At 32.4% G+C, this 16,393-nt stretch carries 12 protein-coding genes and 1 pseudogene; 3 read left to right on the top strand and 10 right to left on the bottom strand.

Annotated features, from left to right (window positions below; all coding sequences use genetic code 11):
- On the top strand, window positions 1–220 hold a 220-nt coding region (locus TA89_RS06085), incomplete at its 5' end, for a LexA family protein (protein WP_040211776.1).
- A gap of 45 nt (window positions 221–265) precedes the next feature.
- Here TA89_RS06085 and TA89_RS06090 read toward each other — a convergent pair.
- The 6 genes from TA89_RS06090 to miaB are packed head-to-tail and all read right to left on the bottom strand — an operon-like array spanning window position 266 to window position 8,762.
- Complete coding sequence (locus TA89_RS06090) at window positions 266–1,546, bottom strand: methionine gamma-lyase family protein (protein WP_040211777.1); 1,281 nt, start codon at window positions 1,544–1,546, stop codon at window positions 266–268.
- Window positions 1,547–1,605: 59 nt separating this feature from the next.
- Window positions 1,606–1,860, bottom strand: coding sequence for an RNA chaperone Hfq (gene hfq / locus TA89_RS06095; protein ID WP_040211779.1), 255 nt, complete (start codon window positions 1,858–1,860; stop codon window positions 1,606–1,608).
- A gap of 48 nt (window positions 1,861–1,908) precedes the next feature.
- Window positions 1,909–2,838, bottom strand: coding sequence for a tRNA (adenosine(37)-N6)-dimethylallyltransferase MiaA (gene miaA, locus TA89_RS06100; protein ID WP_040211780.1), 930 nt, complete (start codon window positions 2,836–2,838; stop codon window positions 1,909–1,911).
- Between the two features lie 34 nt (window positions 2,839–2,872).
- Window positions 2,873–4,735, bottom strand: a complete 1,863-nt coding sequence (gene mutL, locus TA89_RS06105; protein WP_040211781.1) for a DNA mismatch repair endonuclease MutL — start codon at window positions 4,733–4,735, stop codon at window positions 2,873–2,875.
- Window positions 4,736–4,747: 12 nt separating this feature from the next.
- Window positions 4,748–7,372, bottom strand: a complete 2,625-nt coding sequence (gene mutS, locus TA89_RS06110; RefSeq protein ID WP_040211782.1) for a DNA mismatch repair protein MutS — start codon at window positions 7,370–7,372, stop codon at window positions 4,748–4,750.
- A 55-nt stretch (window positions 7,373–7,427) separates the two neighbouring features.
- The gene (gene miaB, locus TA89_RS06115; RefSeq protein WP_040211784.1) at window positions 7,428–8,762 is read right to left on the bottom strand and encodes a tRNA (N6-isopentenyl adenosine(37)-C2)-methylthiotransferase MiaB; all 1,335 of its coding nucleotides are present in this window, start codon (window positions 8,760–8,762) and stop codon (window positions 7,428–7,430) included.
- 244 nt (window positions 8,763–9,006) lie between these two features.
- Between miaB and TA89_RS06120 the strand changes: the two genes are divergently transcribed.
- Both TA89_RS06120 and TA89_RS06125 read left to right on the top strand, forming a co-directional pair.
- Entirely contained in the window at window positions 9,007–10,191 is a 1,185-nt protein-coding gene (locus TA89_RS06120) for an aminotransferase-like domain-containing protein (protein ID WP_040211786.1), read from the top strand.
- A 237-nt stretch (window positions 10,192–10,428) separates the two neighbouring features.
- On the top strand, window positions 10,429–11,625 hold the full coding sequence (locus TA89_RS06125; RefSeq protein WP_040211788.1) for a pyridoxal phosphate-dependent aminotransferase: 1,197 nt from the start codon (window positions 10,429–10,431) through the stop codon (window positions 11,623–11,625).
- 128 nt (window positions 11,626–11,753) lie between these two features.
- Here the strand turns inward: TA89_RS06125 and TA89_RS06130 are convergent, their stop codons facing one another.
- The 4 genes and pseudogenes from TA89_RS06130 to cmk form a co-directional block, all read right to left on the bottom strand.
- On the bottom strand, window positions 11,754–12,629 hold the full coding sequence (locus tag TA89_RS06130; protein WP_040211789.1) for a GNAT family N-acetyltransferase: 876 nt from the start codon (window positions 12,627–12,629) through the stop codon (window positions 11,754–11,756).
- Between the two features lie 41 nt (window positions 12,630–12,670).
- Complete coding sequence (locus TA89_RS06135) at window positions 12,671–13,678, bottom strand: CotS family spore coat protein (RefSeq protein ID WP_187119272.1); 1,008 nt, start codon at window positions 13,676–13,678, stop codon at window positions 12,671–12,673.
- Window positions 13,679–13,772: 94 nt separating this feature from the next.
- Window positions 13,773–15,687, bottom strand: a pseudogene (locus tag TA89_RS19350) (bifunctional 4-hydroxy-3-methylbut-2-enyl diphosphate reductase/30S ribosomal protein S1).
- A gap of 12 nt (window positions 15,688–15,699) precedes the next feature.
- A complete protein-coding gene (cmk, locus tag TA89_RS06150) occupies window positions 15,700–16,350 on the bottom strand; it encodes a (d)CMP kinase (RefSeq protein ID WP_423219497.1) in 651 nt (216 codons plus the stop codon).
- Between the last annotated feature and the right edge of the window lie 43 nt (window positions 16,351–16,393).

A 16,393-nucleotide genomic window follows, 5' to 3' on the forward strand; every position in this document is an offset into this window, starting at 1 on the left:
CGGAATATTAGATGGCGACTACGCTATTATCGAAAAAGCAACTACCGCAGAAAATGGTGAAATTGTAGTAGCTTTAATAGACAATGAAGCCACTATTAAAACATTTTATAAGGAAAAGAATTATATAAGACTTCAACCACAGAATAAGACTATGGAGCCTATAATCGTTGAAGATTGTTCCATACTTGGTAAACTTGTAGGATTATATAGGAATTATTAAAGCGAAGGATTTTCCTTCGCTTTAATAATTTTATTTTTACTATAATCAAATTATATTTGACACTGCAATCATCAAACCTGATTTTACATGTTCGAAGGTAAGCCCCCCCTGAAGGTATGCTATAAAAGGTTCTCTAATAGGAGCATCGCAGGATAATTCAATTGAAGCCCCTTGTACAAAAGCTCCTGCAGCCATGATAACCTGATCATTATATCCAGGCATATCCCAAGGTTCACATTCTACAAAGGAATCTATAGGTGATCCCTTCTGAATTCCCTTACAAAATTTAATAAGCTTGTCTTTATCATTAAATTTAACAGCTTGGATTATATCGCTTCTTTTATCATTAAACTTAGGCAACACTTCAAATCCGGCAAGCTCTAGCACCCTAGCTGCTAATATTGCTCCCTTTACTGCTTCCATAGTTATGTGAGGAGCCATAAATAAACCTTGATAAAACTGCCTCATAACTCCGAATGTAGATCCGCACTCCCCTCCTATTCCAGGAACGGTTAATCTATATGCTGCATTATCCACATATGCTTTTCTCCCTACTATATAACCTCCTGTAGGTGCAATTCCGCCTCCAATATTTTTTATTAAAGAACCTGCGGCTAAATCAACACCTACCTCAGTAGGTTCAAGGGTGTCTACAAATTCTCCATAACAGTTATCTACAAAGGTTATTATCTCCGGTCTTAGGTTTTTAATAAAATCATTTATCTCCTTTATTTCAGATATTTCTAAGGCTTTTCTCCAGCCGTATCCTGTAGACCTTTGAATATGAATAAGCTTTATGCTTCTATCCTCAGTGATTACATCCTTAAGCTTATTAAAATCCACTTTACCTTCAGAAGTAAGCTCTATCTGTTTGTAGTTTACTCCAAAATCCCTTAAAGAGCCTATGTCTTCTCCTCCTGATATTCCGATTACATTTTCCAATGTATCATAGGGCTTACCGCAAACTGCAAGCATAGTATCCCCTGGTCTTAAATTACCGAATAAAGCAGCGGTTATAGCATGGGTTCCATTTACGAAATGCGGTCTTACCAACGCGCTTTCTGTATTAGAAATTCTGGCATATACAGCGTCTAAGGTATCTCTTCCTATATCACCATATCCATATCCTGAGGAATTTGTAAAATGAGAATCGCTTATTCTCTCCTCCTGAAAAGATTTCATAACCTTCAGCTGATTATACTCTTTTATCCTGTCCAACTCCTCCAGCTGATCTTTAATATCCTTAGAAGCGGTTTCAAATAAATTAATCACTTCTTCTTTAATTTTATAGTTTTTATATAATAAATCTTTAGTTATATCTAACATTGAGTACCTCCATTTTGACGCATAAATTTAGGCAAATCCTTTAAGATTTGCCTAATAATTTAGTTGTTTTCATTACTCTCTTCATTTGGATTGCCATTAAATAATATTGGTTTAACAGGAGTAATAGTTGAAATTGCATGTTTATATATAAGCATTTGTTTACCGTCACAATCTAGAACTACAGTAAAGCTGTCAAAGCCTTTTACATTTCCTCTTAGTTGAAAACCGTTAGTTAAATATATAGTTACAGGAATTCTATTTTTTCTTGCTCCATTTAAAAAAATATCTTGTAAGTTATTAGCAGTCTTATTCATAATAAACCTCCGATATCTAAATATAATTTTTTTAAATATATTATACCTCTAGCTCCCAATGATGTCACTTAAAATCTTATCTACAATAGCATTTTCATCAGGATAATTACATTTATTTATAAAGTTTGCACGAGGATCCTTCCTAAACCAGGTTAACTGTCTTTTAGCGTAATTTCTGCTTCCTTGTTTAATCATGTCTATGGCTATATCTAATGTAACTTCTCCATCAAGATATTGCAATATCTCTTTATAGCCTATGCCCTTCATAGACTGCATGTTCTTGCTGCATCCATATTCCTTAAGGCGCTTAACTTCATCCAGAAGACCTTCATTAACCATTATATCCACTCTTTTATTAATTCTATCATATAATTTGTCTCTATTCATATCCAAAACATAATAATAAATATCATAAGGGCATTTATAAATATTATCCTGTTTATAGAAACTAAAGGGCTTTCCTGATAACTTATAAACTTCTAAGGCTCGGATTACCCTTTTTAAATTATTGGGATGGATGCTCCTATAACTCTCTTCATCAATATCCTTAAGCATGGAATGAACAAATTCTTTGCCTTTTTCTTTTGATAATTCCTCCAGATAATTTCTATACTCAGAGTCTTTAGCGCTTTCTGTAAAACTCAAGCTGCAGATTAAGGAATCTATATAAAGGCCGGTGCCTCCTGTTAAAATAGGTATCTTCCCTTTATATTGTATTTCTTTTATTTTATTCTGAGCCATATCCTTATAATCTGAAACGCTAAATTCGTCCTTTGGATCGATTATGTCAATAAGATGATGTTTTATTAATTCTCTTTCTTGTTTTGACGCCTTTGCAGACCCAATATCCATGTATTTATATATCTGCATCGAGTCTGCTGATATTATTTCTGTATTCAATCGAGAAGCCAGCATTATAGAGATATTAGTTTTACCCACTGCAGTTGGACCGGTAATAATTATAAGTTTATTATTCATTTTCTCAACTCCAGTTTACATAATTTTTATAGTGTTACTGTATTCTTTTAAACAATTTTTCCATTTCATATAAAGAAAGCTTTAATATAGTAGGTCTTCCATGAGGGCAGTTGAAAGGTTCGTCGCAGAAACTTAAATCTTTAAGCAGCGCTTTCATTTCCTCCTCAGTGAGTTCCTCATTTGCTTTAACCGCTGAGCGGCATGCCATTCTGGCAATAGTATCATATTTATATTCTTCTGTTTTACCGGAACCTAAATTTTTAAGATTATCCAGTATTGATAGGAACAAATTTTTAATATTTGATTTTCCTATTACATAAGGAGCTTCTTTTATTATAACGGTATTTTCACCGAATTCATCTATAGTGAAGCCTGCGGTGGTGAATACCTCTTTATTCTCTATAAAGTAATAGTAGTCATCTAAATTTAACTCTAAAACTGAAGGAACAAGGAGAGGTTGAATCACTACACTATGATTCCTTATTTCCTTTACATATCTTTCAAACATTATTTTTTCATGGGCCGCATGCTGATCAATGAGATATAGGTTTTTATTGTGCTCTCCTATAATATAGGTTTTATCAAACTGCCCTATAATTTTTATATCAGGAAATCCCCTTCTCTCTCCCCTGCTTTCATGGGTTTTATCGCTATCTTTAATTATAGATAGCTCATTTTTTGATATATCTATAGGAAAATCCACAATAGATTTTTCTTTTATACTGTGTGGGAGTGCTTCACTTTTTTGAAAATAGCTTTCTGAGAGTTTATAGCTATCAGTAAATTCCCTTTTCTCCTTTTCTTCTGTGTTACTATGAAGATTTTTTATGTTATCAAGATTGAAGGATAATGTCTCACTGATTTCTCCCAGCTTTTTTTCCTCTTCAGGAAGAATAAAGCTGTCTTTTAAATCATCCTTTATAGCATTATGCACGCTATCAAATACGAATTTAAATATGAATCTTTCATCCTTAAATTTAACTTCTGATTTTGATGGATGTATATTAACATCTACAAGTTCAGGATAAATGTCAATGTATATTATGAAAAAAGGAAATTTATTAATTGTTGCAAAAGATTTAAAAGCATTCTCCACTGCAGCAGTTATTAATTTACTTTTTATAAATCTCTTATTTACAAAAATAGATTGATTATTTCTGGAACCTCTGCTTATTTCTGAATTTCCCACATACCCATATATAGACAGTTCATCACCATGAGTCTCAAACTTAATGAGATTATCACAGATGGTTTTACCATATATCTTTCTTATAACATCCATTAAATTACCGCTGCCGAAGGTATTAAAATTAACCTTGCCGTTGTTCATGTAAGAAAAAGCAATTTCAGGATAAGCCAGCGCAATCCTATTTATTATACCTCCTATCAAGGCGCTTTCTCTTGCTGTAGATTTTAAAAATTTCTTTCTGGCAGGGATATTATAAAACAAATCTCTGACTTCTATTAAAGTACCCTGGTTCATAGCTGTATCTGCAAAGTCCACTCTGCTTCCGCCCTGAAGTCTAATCTCCTTGCCGCTTATCATTTCCTTCTGCCTCGAAGCGAGGCTTATCTTTGATACGGAAGAGATGCTTGGTAAAGCTTCACCTCTAAATCCCATAGCTAGAATGTTAAACAAATCTTCTATGTCTTTTATTTTGCTTGTGGCATGGGGTAAAAACGCCTTTTCTATATCTTCAGGATGTATTCCTGCGCCATCATCAGCCACTCTTATAAGATTTTGTCCACCCTCTTCTATTTCTATATCTATATGTTTAGCTCCTGCATCTATACTGTTCTCAATTAATTCTTTCACAACTGAAGCTGGTCTTTCCACCACTTCACCTGCCGCTATTTTATTAGACACATCTAAGTCTAAAAGATTGATTCTTTTCAATTATATCACCGCCTAAAGTAGAGCCTTTGAATCTTTGCTTACTTTGTATAATATATTCATGGCTTCCATGGGAGTTAAATTAATTATATCTAAATTAGATAAATAGTTGATTAAATTATCTTTTTCAATATCTATTATTCCCAATTGAACCCCTTTAGAGGAGGCTTTCTTCCCCTCCTCAGCACTATTATGATCCGGTGCTGCCTCGCCTTCCACTTCGATCTTATCTTTTTTAGTTTTTTCCAAACTTTTAAGAATCTCCTTTGCTCTGGAAATAACATCTTCAGGAAGTCCAGCTAACTTCGCAACCTCAATACCGTATGACTGATCCGCTCCCCCTCTTATGATCTTTCTTAAGAACACTATATTATTGTTAACTTCTTTTACAGCTACAGAGAAATTCTTAATTCCTTCTATCTTCTCTTCTAATTCTGTGAGTTCATGATAGTGGGTAGCAAAAAGCGTCTTACATTTTAAAGATTTATTAGTGCAAATATACTCTATCACAGACCAAGCTATACTCAATCCATCATAAGTGCTGGTGCCCCTTCCTACCTCATCCAGTATTACAAGGCTGTTCTTAGTTGCAAATTTCAGTATGTTGGAAACCTCGGACATCTCCACCATAAAAGTACTTTTTCCGCCTGCTAAATCGTCAGAGGCACCTATTCTGGTAAATATCTTATCGTTTATACAGAGATTTGCCTTCTTAGCAGGAATAAAGCTCCCTACCTGTGCCATTATAGATATAAGGGCTACCTGTCTCATATAGGTTGATTTACCTGCCATGTTAGGTCCTGTAACTATAAGCATCTGATGATCTTTAGAATTAAGCGTACAGTTATTGCTTACAAAAGTTCCTCTTGGAATTACCTTTTCTACCACAGGATGCCTTCCCTCTACAATTTCAATATTATTGTCCTCATTAATTAACGGTTTTTCATAGTTATTTTCTCTCGCCACAATAGCTAAGGATAAAATACAGTCAATATCAGCTATAAGTTTTGAAGATTTTTTTAACTTAAATATTTCACTTTCTATTGAGTCTCTTATTTTTACAAAGGTCTCATATTCCAGCTGGATTAGCTTTTCTTCAGCTCCAAGAATCTTATCCTCCATCTCCTTTAAATCCTGAGTTATAAATCTTTCTGCATTAGCTAAAGTCTGCTTTCTAATATATCTTCCTTCAGGAATTGAGGAGTAATTAGCCCTTGTAATCTCTATATAATAACCAAATACTTTATTAAAACCTACCTTCAAAGATTTTATTCCAGTTGCTTCTCTTTCACTTGCTTCTAGGTTAGCTATCCATTTCTTACCGTTTAATTTAGCTTCTCTTAAATCATCAATTTCTTTATCAAAGCCTGTCTTAATTAGATTTCCATCCTTTAATGTTACGGCGGGATCTTCCTTAATAGATGATTCTATAAGGGAAGATATGTGACTTAAATCCTCCAGGCTGTTATCTATATTTTTAAGCAGTGTAGAACTTAAACCTTTTAATACCTTTTTAATATCCGGTATATTAGCAATAGAGTTTCTAAGAGAAATTAGTTCTCGGGCGTTAACATTTTTTGCAGCAATTTTCCCTGATATCCTCTCTATATCATATACTTCTTTAAGTATCTCTTTAAGTTCCTCAGAAGCCTCCAGATTTCCCTTAAGCTCCTCAACAGCATCTAACCTCTCCTGGATACTTCTTTTGTTAAGTAAGGGCTGCTCGACCCATTTTCGCATGGTTCTGCTTCCCATTGAGGTTGCTGTTTTATCAAGCACCCATAATAATGAACCTTTTTTGCTTTTATCTCTGATAGTTTCAGTGATTTCTAAATTCCTTCTGGAATTTATATCAATACTCATATACTGCTCTATATTATAGGTTTGAGCATTATTAATATTAGATAAAGAAGTCTTTTGAGTATCCAATATGTATTTTAAAATAGCATTAATGGAATACATCATTATTTTATTTTCAAACTCACTGGTATTTAACTGCTCTTTTACCATTGAAGAGGCGTTATCTGTAAAATACTCTATATTCTTTTTATTCACATAAATATTCGATAGATTTAGTATACCGTCATAAATCCTGGAAGGTATATTTTCGCCTAATATAATTTCTGAAGGCATAACTTTATAAATTTCATCTATAATTTTTTCTTCTGTAAAGGAAAATTCTGTGGTGTAAAGCTCACCGGTAGATATATCAACATAGCTTACAGATGCCATATCCTTAATATCATCAGTGAATATACTCATTATAAAATTATTTTTATCTTCCTCCAAAGAGCTTCCTTCGTTATAAGTACCCGGTGTAACTACCTTAATTACATCTCTTTTAACTATACCTTTTGCCAGAGCTGGATCTTCCACCTGCTCGCAGATTGCAACCTTATATCCCTTGCTTATTAGCCTGCCTAAGTAACCATTAGCTGCATGATAGGGTATTCCGCACATAGGCGCTCTTTCTTCAAGTCCGCAGTCCCTGCCTGTAAGAACTAATTCAAGCTCTCTGGAGGCTGTTTCAGCATCTTCAAAGAACATTTCATAAAAGTCTCCAAGCCGGAAAAACAGTATGCAATCTTTATAGTTCTCTTTTATCTCAAAATATTGCTGCATCATCGGTGTTAAAGCCATTAGTACACCCCCTTATAATAAATATAAAAGCTCTTATTCAAGAGCTTTTAAAATACTACTTTACTTCTTCACCAAGCAGGGAGAAAGAATGGGCTTTAGTTATTTTAACATCAACAAGTTTTCCTATGTTTTCTTTCCTTCCAACAAAGTTAACAAGTTTTCCTGTTCTAGTTCTCCCTGTAAGTTTACTGCTGTCATTTTTACTTTCGCCTTCAACTAATATTTCTACAACTTTATTTTCATACTCTTTATTTTTTTCAGCAGAAATCTCATTAACAACTTCAATGAGTCTATTGAATCTTTCATGTTTAACAGAGTCATCGATCTGATCTTCCATCCTGTCTGCAGGTGTGTACTTTCTTCTTGAGTAAATGAAGGTAAAGGCTGAATCAAAGCCAACTTCTTTAACTAAAGAAATAGTATCCTCAAAATCCTCCTCGGTTTCTCCAGGAAAACCGACGATTATATCTGTAGTAAGTGCTACACCAGGAAGTTCATTTTTTATTTTTTTAATCAAAGCAAGATAATCTTCCCTGCTATATTTTCTGTTCATTTTGCTAAGGATTCTTGTAGATCCGCTTTGTACAGGAAGATGTATCTGTTCGCAGAGTTTAGTTCCTTCTTTTATAGCTGATATAACATCTTCAGAAAGATCCTTTGGATGAGAAGTCATAAACCTTATTCTTTCCAATCCTTCTATTTTATCTATTCTTCTTAATAAATCTGCAAAGCTAACAAAAGGCTCAAGTTCTTTACCATAAGAATTAACATTTTGGCCAAGTAAGGTTATTTCCTTATAGCCTTTATTTACAAGGTCTATTATTTCATTTTCAATATCCTCCGGCTTTCTGCTTCTTTCTCTACCTCTTACATAAGGGACAACGCAATAGGTGCAGAAGTTATTGCATCCATACATAATGGTTACAAAAGCCTTTGAATCACTTTTTCTTTCTATTGGAACCCCTTCAACAATTTCCGTTTCCTTATCCATTATTTCTTTAACTGATACATTTTCCTGTTTTACTCTGTTTAGATACTCAGGAAACTTATAGGCATTATGAGTTCCAAAAACTATATCTACATAAGGAAATCTTTTTATAATCTCCTCTGCCATTCCCTTTTGCTGCATCATGCATCCACATACCGCTATAACCAGCTCTGGATTCTTTTCCTTAAGCTTTTTTAATGCACCTAGGTTTCCATAAACCTTTAACTCAGCATTTTCTCTTACGCAGCAGGTATTAAATATTATTATTGAAGCGTCTTCCCTTCTTAGGGTAGCAGTATATCCTATATTTTTCAACATCCCCGCAAGCTTTTCTGAATCTTCTTCATTCATCTGACAACCCCAGGTTTCTATATAATATTTCAGCATTTGTTCTTGAATCATTGATTTACCCCTCTTTTATAATTTTACTCTATCTTAATAATTATATATAATTTATTAAATTTTTTAAAGGTATTTTTAAAAGTTCATATTTATGATACTAACTATATAGGAAGTAGTAAAAAAAGTAAATTTAATATTCAATTTTTGTTAATTTACATTTTATTATGTAAATCTTTTCATGATATTATATAACTAGAGGGAGAGACTTTTAATATAAAAAAAATTATAATATAGGGGGTAAAAAATGAATTTTAACTTTTCAGAAAGAATGCAATCTATAAGAGCGTCAGAAATAAGAGAGCTGTTAAAGCTTACTGAAAAACCGGACATAATATCCTTTGCCGGAGGACTTCCTGCTCCTGAGCTATTTCCATTAAAAGAAATTGAAGAAATAGCTTCAAAGGTAATCATTAAACAGGGACAAGGAGCCCTGCAGTACAGCACTACTGAAGGTTATAATTTACTTAGACAGATTATTTGTGAGCAGAGAATCAAACCCGGAGCTACTAAACCAACTCCTGATAATATCTTAATAACAAGCGGTTCACAGCAGGCATTGGATTTTACAGGAAAATTATTTATTAATAAAGGCGATGTAATCATATGTGAAAGCCCTAGTTATTTAGGTGCTATTAACGCCTTCAAAGCCTATGAGCCAACCTTTATAGAAGTTCCTATGGATGAAGATGGCATAATAATTGAAAAGCTGGAAGAAATTTTGGAGAAGTATCCAAAAGCTAAGTTCATTTATACTATTCCGGACTATCAAAATCCATCAGGTATTACTTTAGCGGTGGAAAGAAGAAAGAAATTGGTCTCCCTAGCTGAAAAATATCATATACCTATTATTGAGGACAGTCCTTACAGCGAACTTGCTTTGGAAGGAGAGGTATATCCCTCCATCAAAAGCTTTGATAAAAATGGATATGTTATTCAATTAGGAACTTTCTCAAAGACTTTCTGTCCAGGTTTTAGAATTGGATGGATATACGCAGAGGAAGAAGTTCTTCAAAAGTATATTCTAATTAAACAGGGTGCGGATTTGCAGTGTAGTACTTTAGACCAGAGAATAGTAGCTCACTATATGGAAAAATACTGCTTAGATACCCATATAAACAAAATCATAGAAGTCTATAAAAAGAGAAGAAACATAATGATTGATAGCATGATTAAATTCTTCCCAAAAGATATTAAATTCACCCACTCTAAAGGCGGTTTATTTACTTGGGTTGAATTGAAAGAACATATGAACTCAGCAGAGCTTTTGAAAGAAGCCCTGGAGGTGAATGTTGCTTTTGTTCCAGGAGCATCTTTCTTCCCAAATGGCGGAAAGCATAATTACTTCAGACTTAATTACTCTAATATGTCCGAAGATAAGATAGCCGAAGGTATAGAAAGACTGGGAAATCTCCTTAAAAAATATTATTAATGATCTTATCTACCACCTGCACAGCAGGTGGCTTTCTTTGAAATTATTATGCAATTTTTTCTATTATTTCTATTTAAACCTATATAAATACACCAAACTATCTAATTCAATACTATTCTAATTTAAAGTTTATTAAAAATTATTTTATTATAATAAAATTAAGTGGTATAATTATCTATAAAAACCATGAATTCCTTTATAAATTAATTTTATTACCTTACAAGGGGGATATTATTTATGAAATTATCAAAAAGACTAGAAAGCATGCAGTTTTCACCTATTAGAAAATTAAATCAGTATGCTGATGAAGCTCGAAACAAAGGGATTAAGGTCATTGGATTAAATATTGGTCAGCCTGATATTGAAACACCTTCAGTTTTTTTTGAAGCTATAAGAAATTTTGATGCTAAAGTTTTAGCATATACAGATTCAAAAGGAATTCCTCCTCTTCTAGATAGCTTTTTAAAGTATTATAATAATTTAGGATATAATTTAGATAAAGACAATATATTGATTACCAATGGAGGAAGCGAAGCTTTATTATTCACAATGATTTCAATATGCGATGAAGGTGATGAGATAATTATTCCAGAACCCTTCTATACAAACTATAACAGCTTCAGTGATTTAGCTTCCATAAAAATAGTACCTTTTAATACCTATGCAGAAAATGGTTTCAGACTGCCTGATAAAGAAGTTATTAAAGGGAAAATAACTTCTAAAACAAAGGCTATCCTCATATCTAATCCTGGCAATCCTACTGGCGTTGTATATACAAAAGAAGAATTAAAAATGCTTATTGATTTAGCTTTAGAGCATGATTTATATATTATTTCTGATGAAGTATACAGGGAATTCGTGTATGATAATCTCCTGTTTACCTCTGCTTTAGAATTCTCAGAAGTCAAAGACAGAGTGATAATAATCGATAGTATATCGAAAAGATATAGTGCTTGTGGAGCCAGAATAGGGTGTATGGTTTCTCAAAATAAAGATTTGATTAAAACAGCATTAAAGCTGGGTCAATCGAGACTATGTTCCCCAACCATAGAACAGATTGCAGCGGCAAGCTTAATAAATACACCTAAAGAATATTTTGATGAAGTTAAAAAAGAATATGAAACCAGAAGAAATATATTATTTGATTGCTTAAAAGGCGTTCCAGGTATTATATGTGAAAAACCTACAGGTGCTTTTTACTTAATAGTTAAGCTTCCTATAAAGGATTCAGATCATTTTGCAAAATGGCTTCTAAGTGAGTTTTCCATAGATAATAAAACAGTAATGATTGCTCCTGCTTCAGGCTTCTATTCCACCAAAGGCCTTGGTGAAGATGAAGTCAGGTTATCCTACTGTGTAAATCAAGATGATTTAAAGATTGCTGCAGATATACTCATTAAAGGTTTGCTAAAATACAAGGAGATTTACAAGTAAAAAGGAAAAATCCGATTTAATCCTTTTAATAAAAAAGTAAACAAAGCTGCATTGATATAAAAATCTATCAAAGCAGCTTTGTTTATTTATAATCATATTTTACTTATTGTATAAATGCATTGAGCTTTTTATTTCTTCACCTTATATTCGTAATTAACAATATTACTGCAGGTTCTAAATCCAATCCTACTGTACAACTTAACCGCTTCATTATTATCAGGACTTACTCTGAGAAATATAGTTTTAAATCCCAGTTTCTTACCTTCATTAATTACAAGGTTTAGAAAAAGGCTTCCGTAACCTTTTTTTCTATATTCTTTTTTTAAACCGAAATTCACTAGAGTTACCGAGTTTTTATAATCGTGTTCTATTAGCTGTCCATAGCCTATATCTTCACCATTTAAATTTAAAAAGTAAGATGCCCCTTTAATATAATAATTTTGGGACTCATCATTGAAAATATCTTTTAAACTCAAAGGAATTCTACGTATACTGTCAAAAATTTCGTTTTGCAGTTGACACCTCAAAGCTTCATCCTTGTTCTCTTCAAATATCTTAAGGTTTAATTCAATATTTACTTCTGCAGATATATACCCTTCCAAATCCATCTTCATTTCTATGGTGTGATTTTTCTTTATAAACCCCTGATATTCCAATACATTTTTATTAAATGGATTTAAACGACATTCATAATACAGAGTGTCTTTGTTCTGTAAAAAATGCAGATTATCTCCAAAGTCGATGTTTTCTTTTACTTTATCAAGATATAAGGAATGTATCCTATAAAGTTTATAATCGGTTTTTTCTAACCAAATAAAACCTATACAAATCCTATCTTGAAATATTAAAAAAAGTCTTTTTCTAAGCTTTAATAGCGTAAAGACATCTAAATCCTTATACTGCCTATAAAGGTCTTCATTTAGTTCATTGAAACTGAGTGCTTTATCAATCATTGAATTTAGGACATTTTTATTATTCTTGTTTATTTGTTTAAATGAAATCATATAAACCTCTTATTGTACGTTAATATAATTAAGAAAATCCACTAAAAATTTTTCATAGCTCTTTTTATATTTATATATTTTTTTAGTTTTTTGTAAAACCTTATTTCTGACCACTGGTTAGGCTTTATATATCTCTTTTTCCCAATCTTCCAGAATCGATGAGGAAAAGCAATTACAGCAAGCATGAGCTTGAGTTCAGGAGGCGAAATCTTTTTAACAGAATTATAGGTTTCAATAATAACTTTAGCTTTATTAAAATCCCATTTATAATTATGACTATACATCAATCTCCGAATCAGCTTAGCTAAGTCAACTATCTGAATATCCATTACTATACTGTCTAAATCTATTATATAATACTCGTCATTCATAGTAATTATATTTTGGTAATAAAAGCTGTCATGGCATATGCCTTTCATTGAACTGTTAATTATATTATAATCACAGGAAGAAATTAAATCCAGTGAAAACCTTCCATAATTATATTCGTCTAAAATATCCTGTTCATATAGATTATCAAACTGTGAAAGCATAAGTTTTTCTTTTATGATTTTCTCATATAGCTTTAAATCATTAAGTTTATTTTCATAATGCCTTATCCACTTATTAGAGTTATCCTCTAAAAGGAGATTTCCTATGTTTATATTTTGAACTGCAAGATGAAATTTTGCTAAAAGTTTAATGCACTCCGAAATTTCCTTTGATTCATATAGGTTGCTTTCAATTCCATCAATCCAGGTAGTAAGATAAAAAATATATTTTGCTTCCTTGACATATAATTTCTTATTTGCAGTTAACATATATTCTGCAGTATTGTAAAACCCCAGTCTATTTAGCTCTTTTGTTAAAATATACCCATTCTTTACTTTATGCTCTCCATGCTTCATGCGTTTTAAGCAGTATAATCCTTCCTTAGCTACTACCTTATACGCACTTCTTTTCCTATAAACTTCAAGTATATTTAAATTATAATTCTTTAATACTTTTTCTAATATATTTTTTTCTCCATAAAGGATATCCTCATCGTAGACACATATATGAGAAAGCACAAAAATCCTCCCTATTAGAGTTCTTCTATAATATTTATATTTTATTAATTACTTATTATTACAAAAAAGCGAAGGTTTTAAACCTTCGCTTTTATTATAAATCACGGGTGCTTAATGATATTCTCTTTTTCTCACTATCTATCTCTATAATAGTAGCTTTAATAACCTCACCGATATTTAAAACTTCTTTAGGATGATTAATTTTCTGGTTGCTTATCTTAGAAATATGCAAGAGAGCATCAACACCAGGTTCTAACTCTACAAAAGCACCGAAATCAGTGAATCTAACCACCTTTCCCATAGTAATATTACCTACAGGATACTTTTCTTCTATATTCAGCCATGGATTCTGGCTAAGGGCCTTTATGCTAAGGGATACCTTTTTCTTTTCGGTGTCTATACCTATTACCTTTACAGTGATTATATCTCCGGTTTTTAGGACGTTTTTAATCTTATTTCTTCCCCATCCTATTTCTGATACGTGGATTAATCCCTCTATACCGTTAATATCTACAAAGGCACCATAATCTACTATATTCTTAACTTCTCCTTTTACAATATCCCCTTCTTTAAGGCTTTCTAAAGCTTCTTTTTCTTTTAAATCTTTCATTTCTTGAAGCACTTCTCTTCTAGAGCCCACTATTTTTGTCTTATGTCTTTCTTCTCTCAACTCAATTATTCTTATCTGAAGGGTTTTACCAATATATTGTTCCAAATCATTGACTCTATATATATCAACATGGGAAGCTGGAATAAATATAGGTATTTCTTTATACCTTGCTATGATACCGCCTTTGATAGCCTCAGTTACTATTACATCGATAACTTCAGAGTTTTCAAATATTTGTTTAAGTTCATTTATTGCCTTTTCTTTTATGGTTTCTATATTAGATAATAAAACATATCCCTCTGAGTTATTAATATTTAATACCTTTGCTTCAATGCTGTCATTTATATTATAAGCGTCCCTGTAGTCCTTTTGATTTTCTGAATAAATTTCATTTTTTGGAATAAATCCATCACTCTTATATCCAGGAAGGGCTATATATATACCTTCGTTATTTATAGATATAATTTTACCTTCTATTTTTTTGCCGATAAATATTTTAGTTGAATTGTTATTCATATACTCCAGCTGTTCATTATCTTCCATGATCTTTATCTCCTTTTAATTTACTTATTACTTTATCTATAACCCAATCTGGCGTTGAAGCACCAGCAGTTATTCCTATGTTAAAGCTTCCTGAATTAATCTTACTGTATACTTCTTCATCTATACTTTCATGATTTTCTATATAAAAAGTATCTTTACATTTATTTTTGCATATTTCATATAGTTTATTTGTATTTGAAGAAGATTTATCTCCGATTACAATCATAACATCCATTTTAGCAGCCAGTTCAGCAGCGCTGCTCTGCCTAGATCCTGTAGCAGAACAAATAGTGTTAAATACCACAAACTCTCTGCATTGATCAGAAATAATATCAATTGCCCTTTTAAAGCTTTCCTGTTTTTCTGTAGTCTGACAAACTACGCAGACCTTGCCGGGGAGCTTTCCCTTTGCGTAACCATGTTCTAAGACTATTGCACTATTTTCGCACCATCCATTTATCCCTATCACTTCGGGATGAATTGGATCTCCAATGATTATTATCTTATAATCCATATTATAATACTTTTCAACTATATTATGAATATGTTTAACATAAGGACACGTAGCATCTATAATATCCAACTGCCTTTGCTTCAGCAAATTAATTACATCCTTACCGACACCGTGGGAGCGCAGTATAACTGTATCCCCTTTTTCAAGCCTGTAAATATCATTAATGTCAATGGTATGGATATCTGTATCCTGCAGCCTGGAAATCACATCCTTGTTATGAATTAGGGGGCCTAAAGTATATATTTTTTTTGCTTTACCTTTTTGTGAAGCTAAAGCTTCATCCACCGCTCTCTTTACCCCAAAACAGAATCCTGCTTTATCAGCTAAAACAATGTTATTCATTTTATAACCCCTTTATTGAATGTTTATATGAGAACAGATTTTTTCTACTACTTCGCTTATAGTCATATTTGAAGTGTCTATTAAAACAGCATCTGAAGCTTTTTTTAAAGGATTGATTTTCCTGTGAGTATCTATATGGTCTCTTTTTATTATTTCATTTAATATATCATTATAATCTACTAAAATACCTTTTTCCATAAGTTCATTGTATCTTCTCTGTGCACGCTCCTCAGGAGATGCTGTGATATAAAACTTATAGGGGGCTTTTTTTAATACTACAGTACCAATATCTCTCCCGTCCATAATCACATCATGCTCTTCTGCTATATTCTGCTGCTGAAATACAAGCTTTTCTCTGACTCTTTCTATAGCTGCAAAGTGTGAAACCTTTCCTGCAATCTCCGGTAAAGATAGTTTTTCTGTGATGTCTTCATCATTAAGTATCAATCTATCGCCATTAAACTTAATTTTCATTTTATCAATTAAACTGCAAATTTCATCCACATTGTCAGGAGACAATCCTTTTTCAACTGCTTTTAAAGCAACCGCTCTATACATTGCGCCTGTGTTTATATACATCAGATTATATTTATCTGCAACTAATTTTGCTATAGTGCTTTTTCCTGCTCCTGCCGGTCCATCAATAGCCACAGCTAACTTCACTATTTCCACCATCCCCTAGTTATTATCTAAATCTTTTCTTAAG

The sequence above is a fragment of the Clostridium polynesiense genome (assembly GCF_000820705.1).
Lineage (GTDB): Bacteria > Bacillota > Clostridia > Clostridiales > Clostridiaceae > Clostridium_AA > Clostridium_AA polynesiense.

Excerpts from the sequence above, each read along its gene's own strand:
- TA89_RS06090 (WP_040211777.1), bottom strand. The coding sequence starts at position 1,546 with ATGTTAGATATAACTAAAGATTTATTATATAAAAACTATAAAATTAAA.
- hfq (WP_040211779.1), bottom strand. The coding sequence starts at position 1,860 with ATGAATAAGACTGCTAATAACTTACAAGATATTTTTTTAAATGGAGCA.
- miaA (WP_040211780.1), bottom strand. The coding sequence starts at position 2,838 with ATGAATAATAAACTTATAATTATTACCGGTCCAACTGCAGTGGGTAAA.
- mutS (WP_040211782.1), bottom strand. The coding sequence starts at position 7,372 with ATGGCTTTAACACCGATGATGCAGCAATATTTTGAGATAAAAGAGAAC.
- miaB (WP_040211784.1), bottom strand. The coding sequence starts at position 8,762 with ATGATTCAAGAACAAATGCTGAAATATTATATAGAAACCTGGGGTTGT.
- TA89_RS06120 (WP_040211786.1), top strand. The coding sequence starts at position 9,007 with ATGAATTTTAACTTTTCAGAAAGAATGCAATCTATAAGAGCGTCAGAA.
- TA89_RS06125 (WP_040211788.1), top strand. The coding sequence starts at position 10,429 with ATGAAATTATCAAAAAGACTAGAAAGCATGCAGTTTTCACCTATTAGA.
- TA89_RS06130 (WP_040211789.1), bottom strand. The coding sequence starts at position 12,629 with ATGATTTCATTTAAACAAATAAACAAGAATAATAAAAATGTCCTAAAT.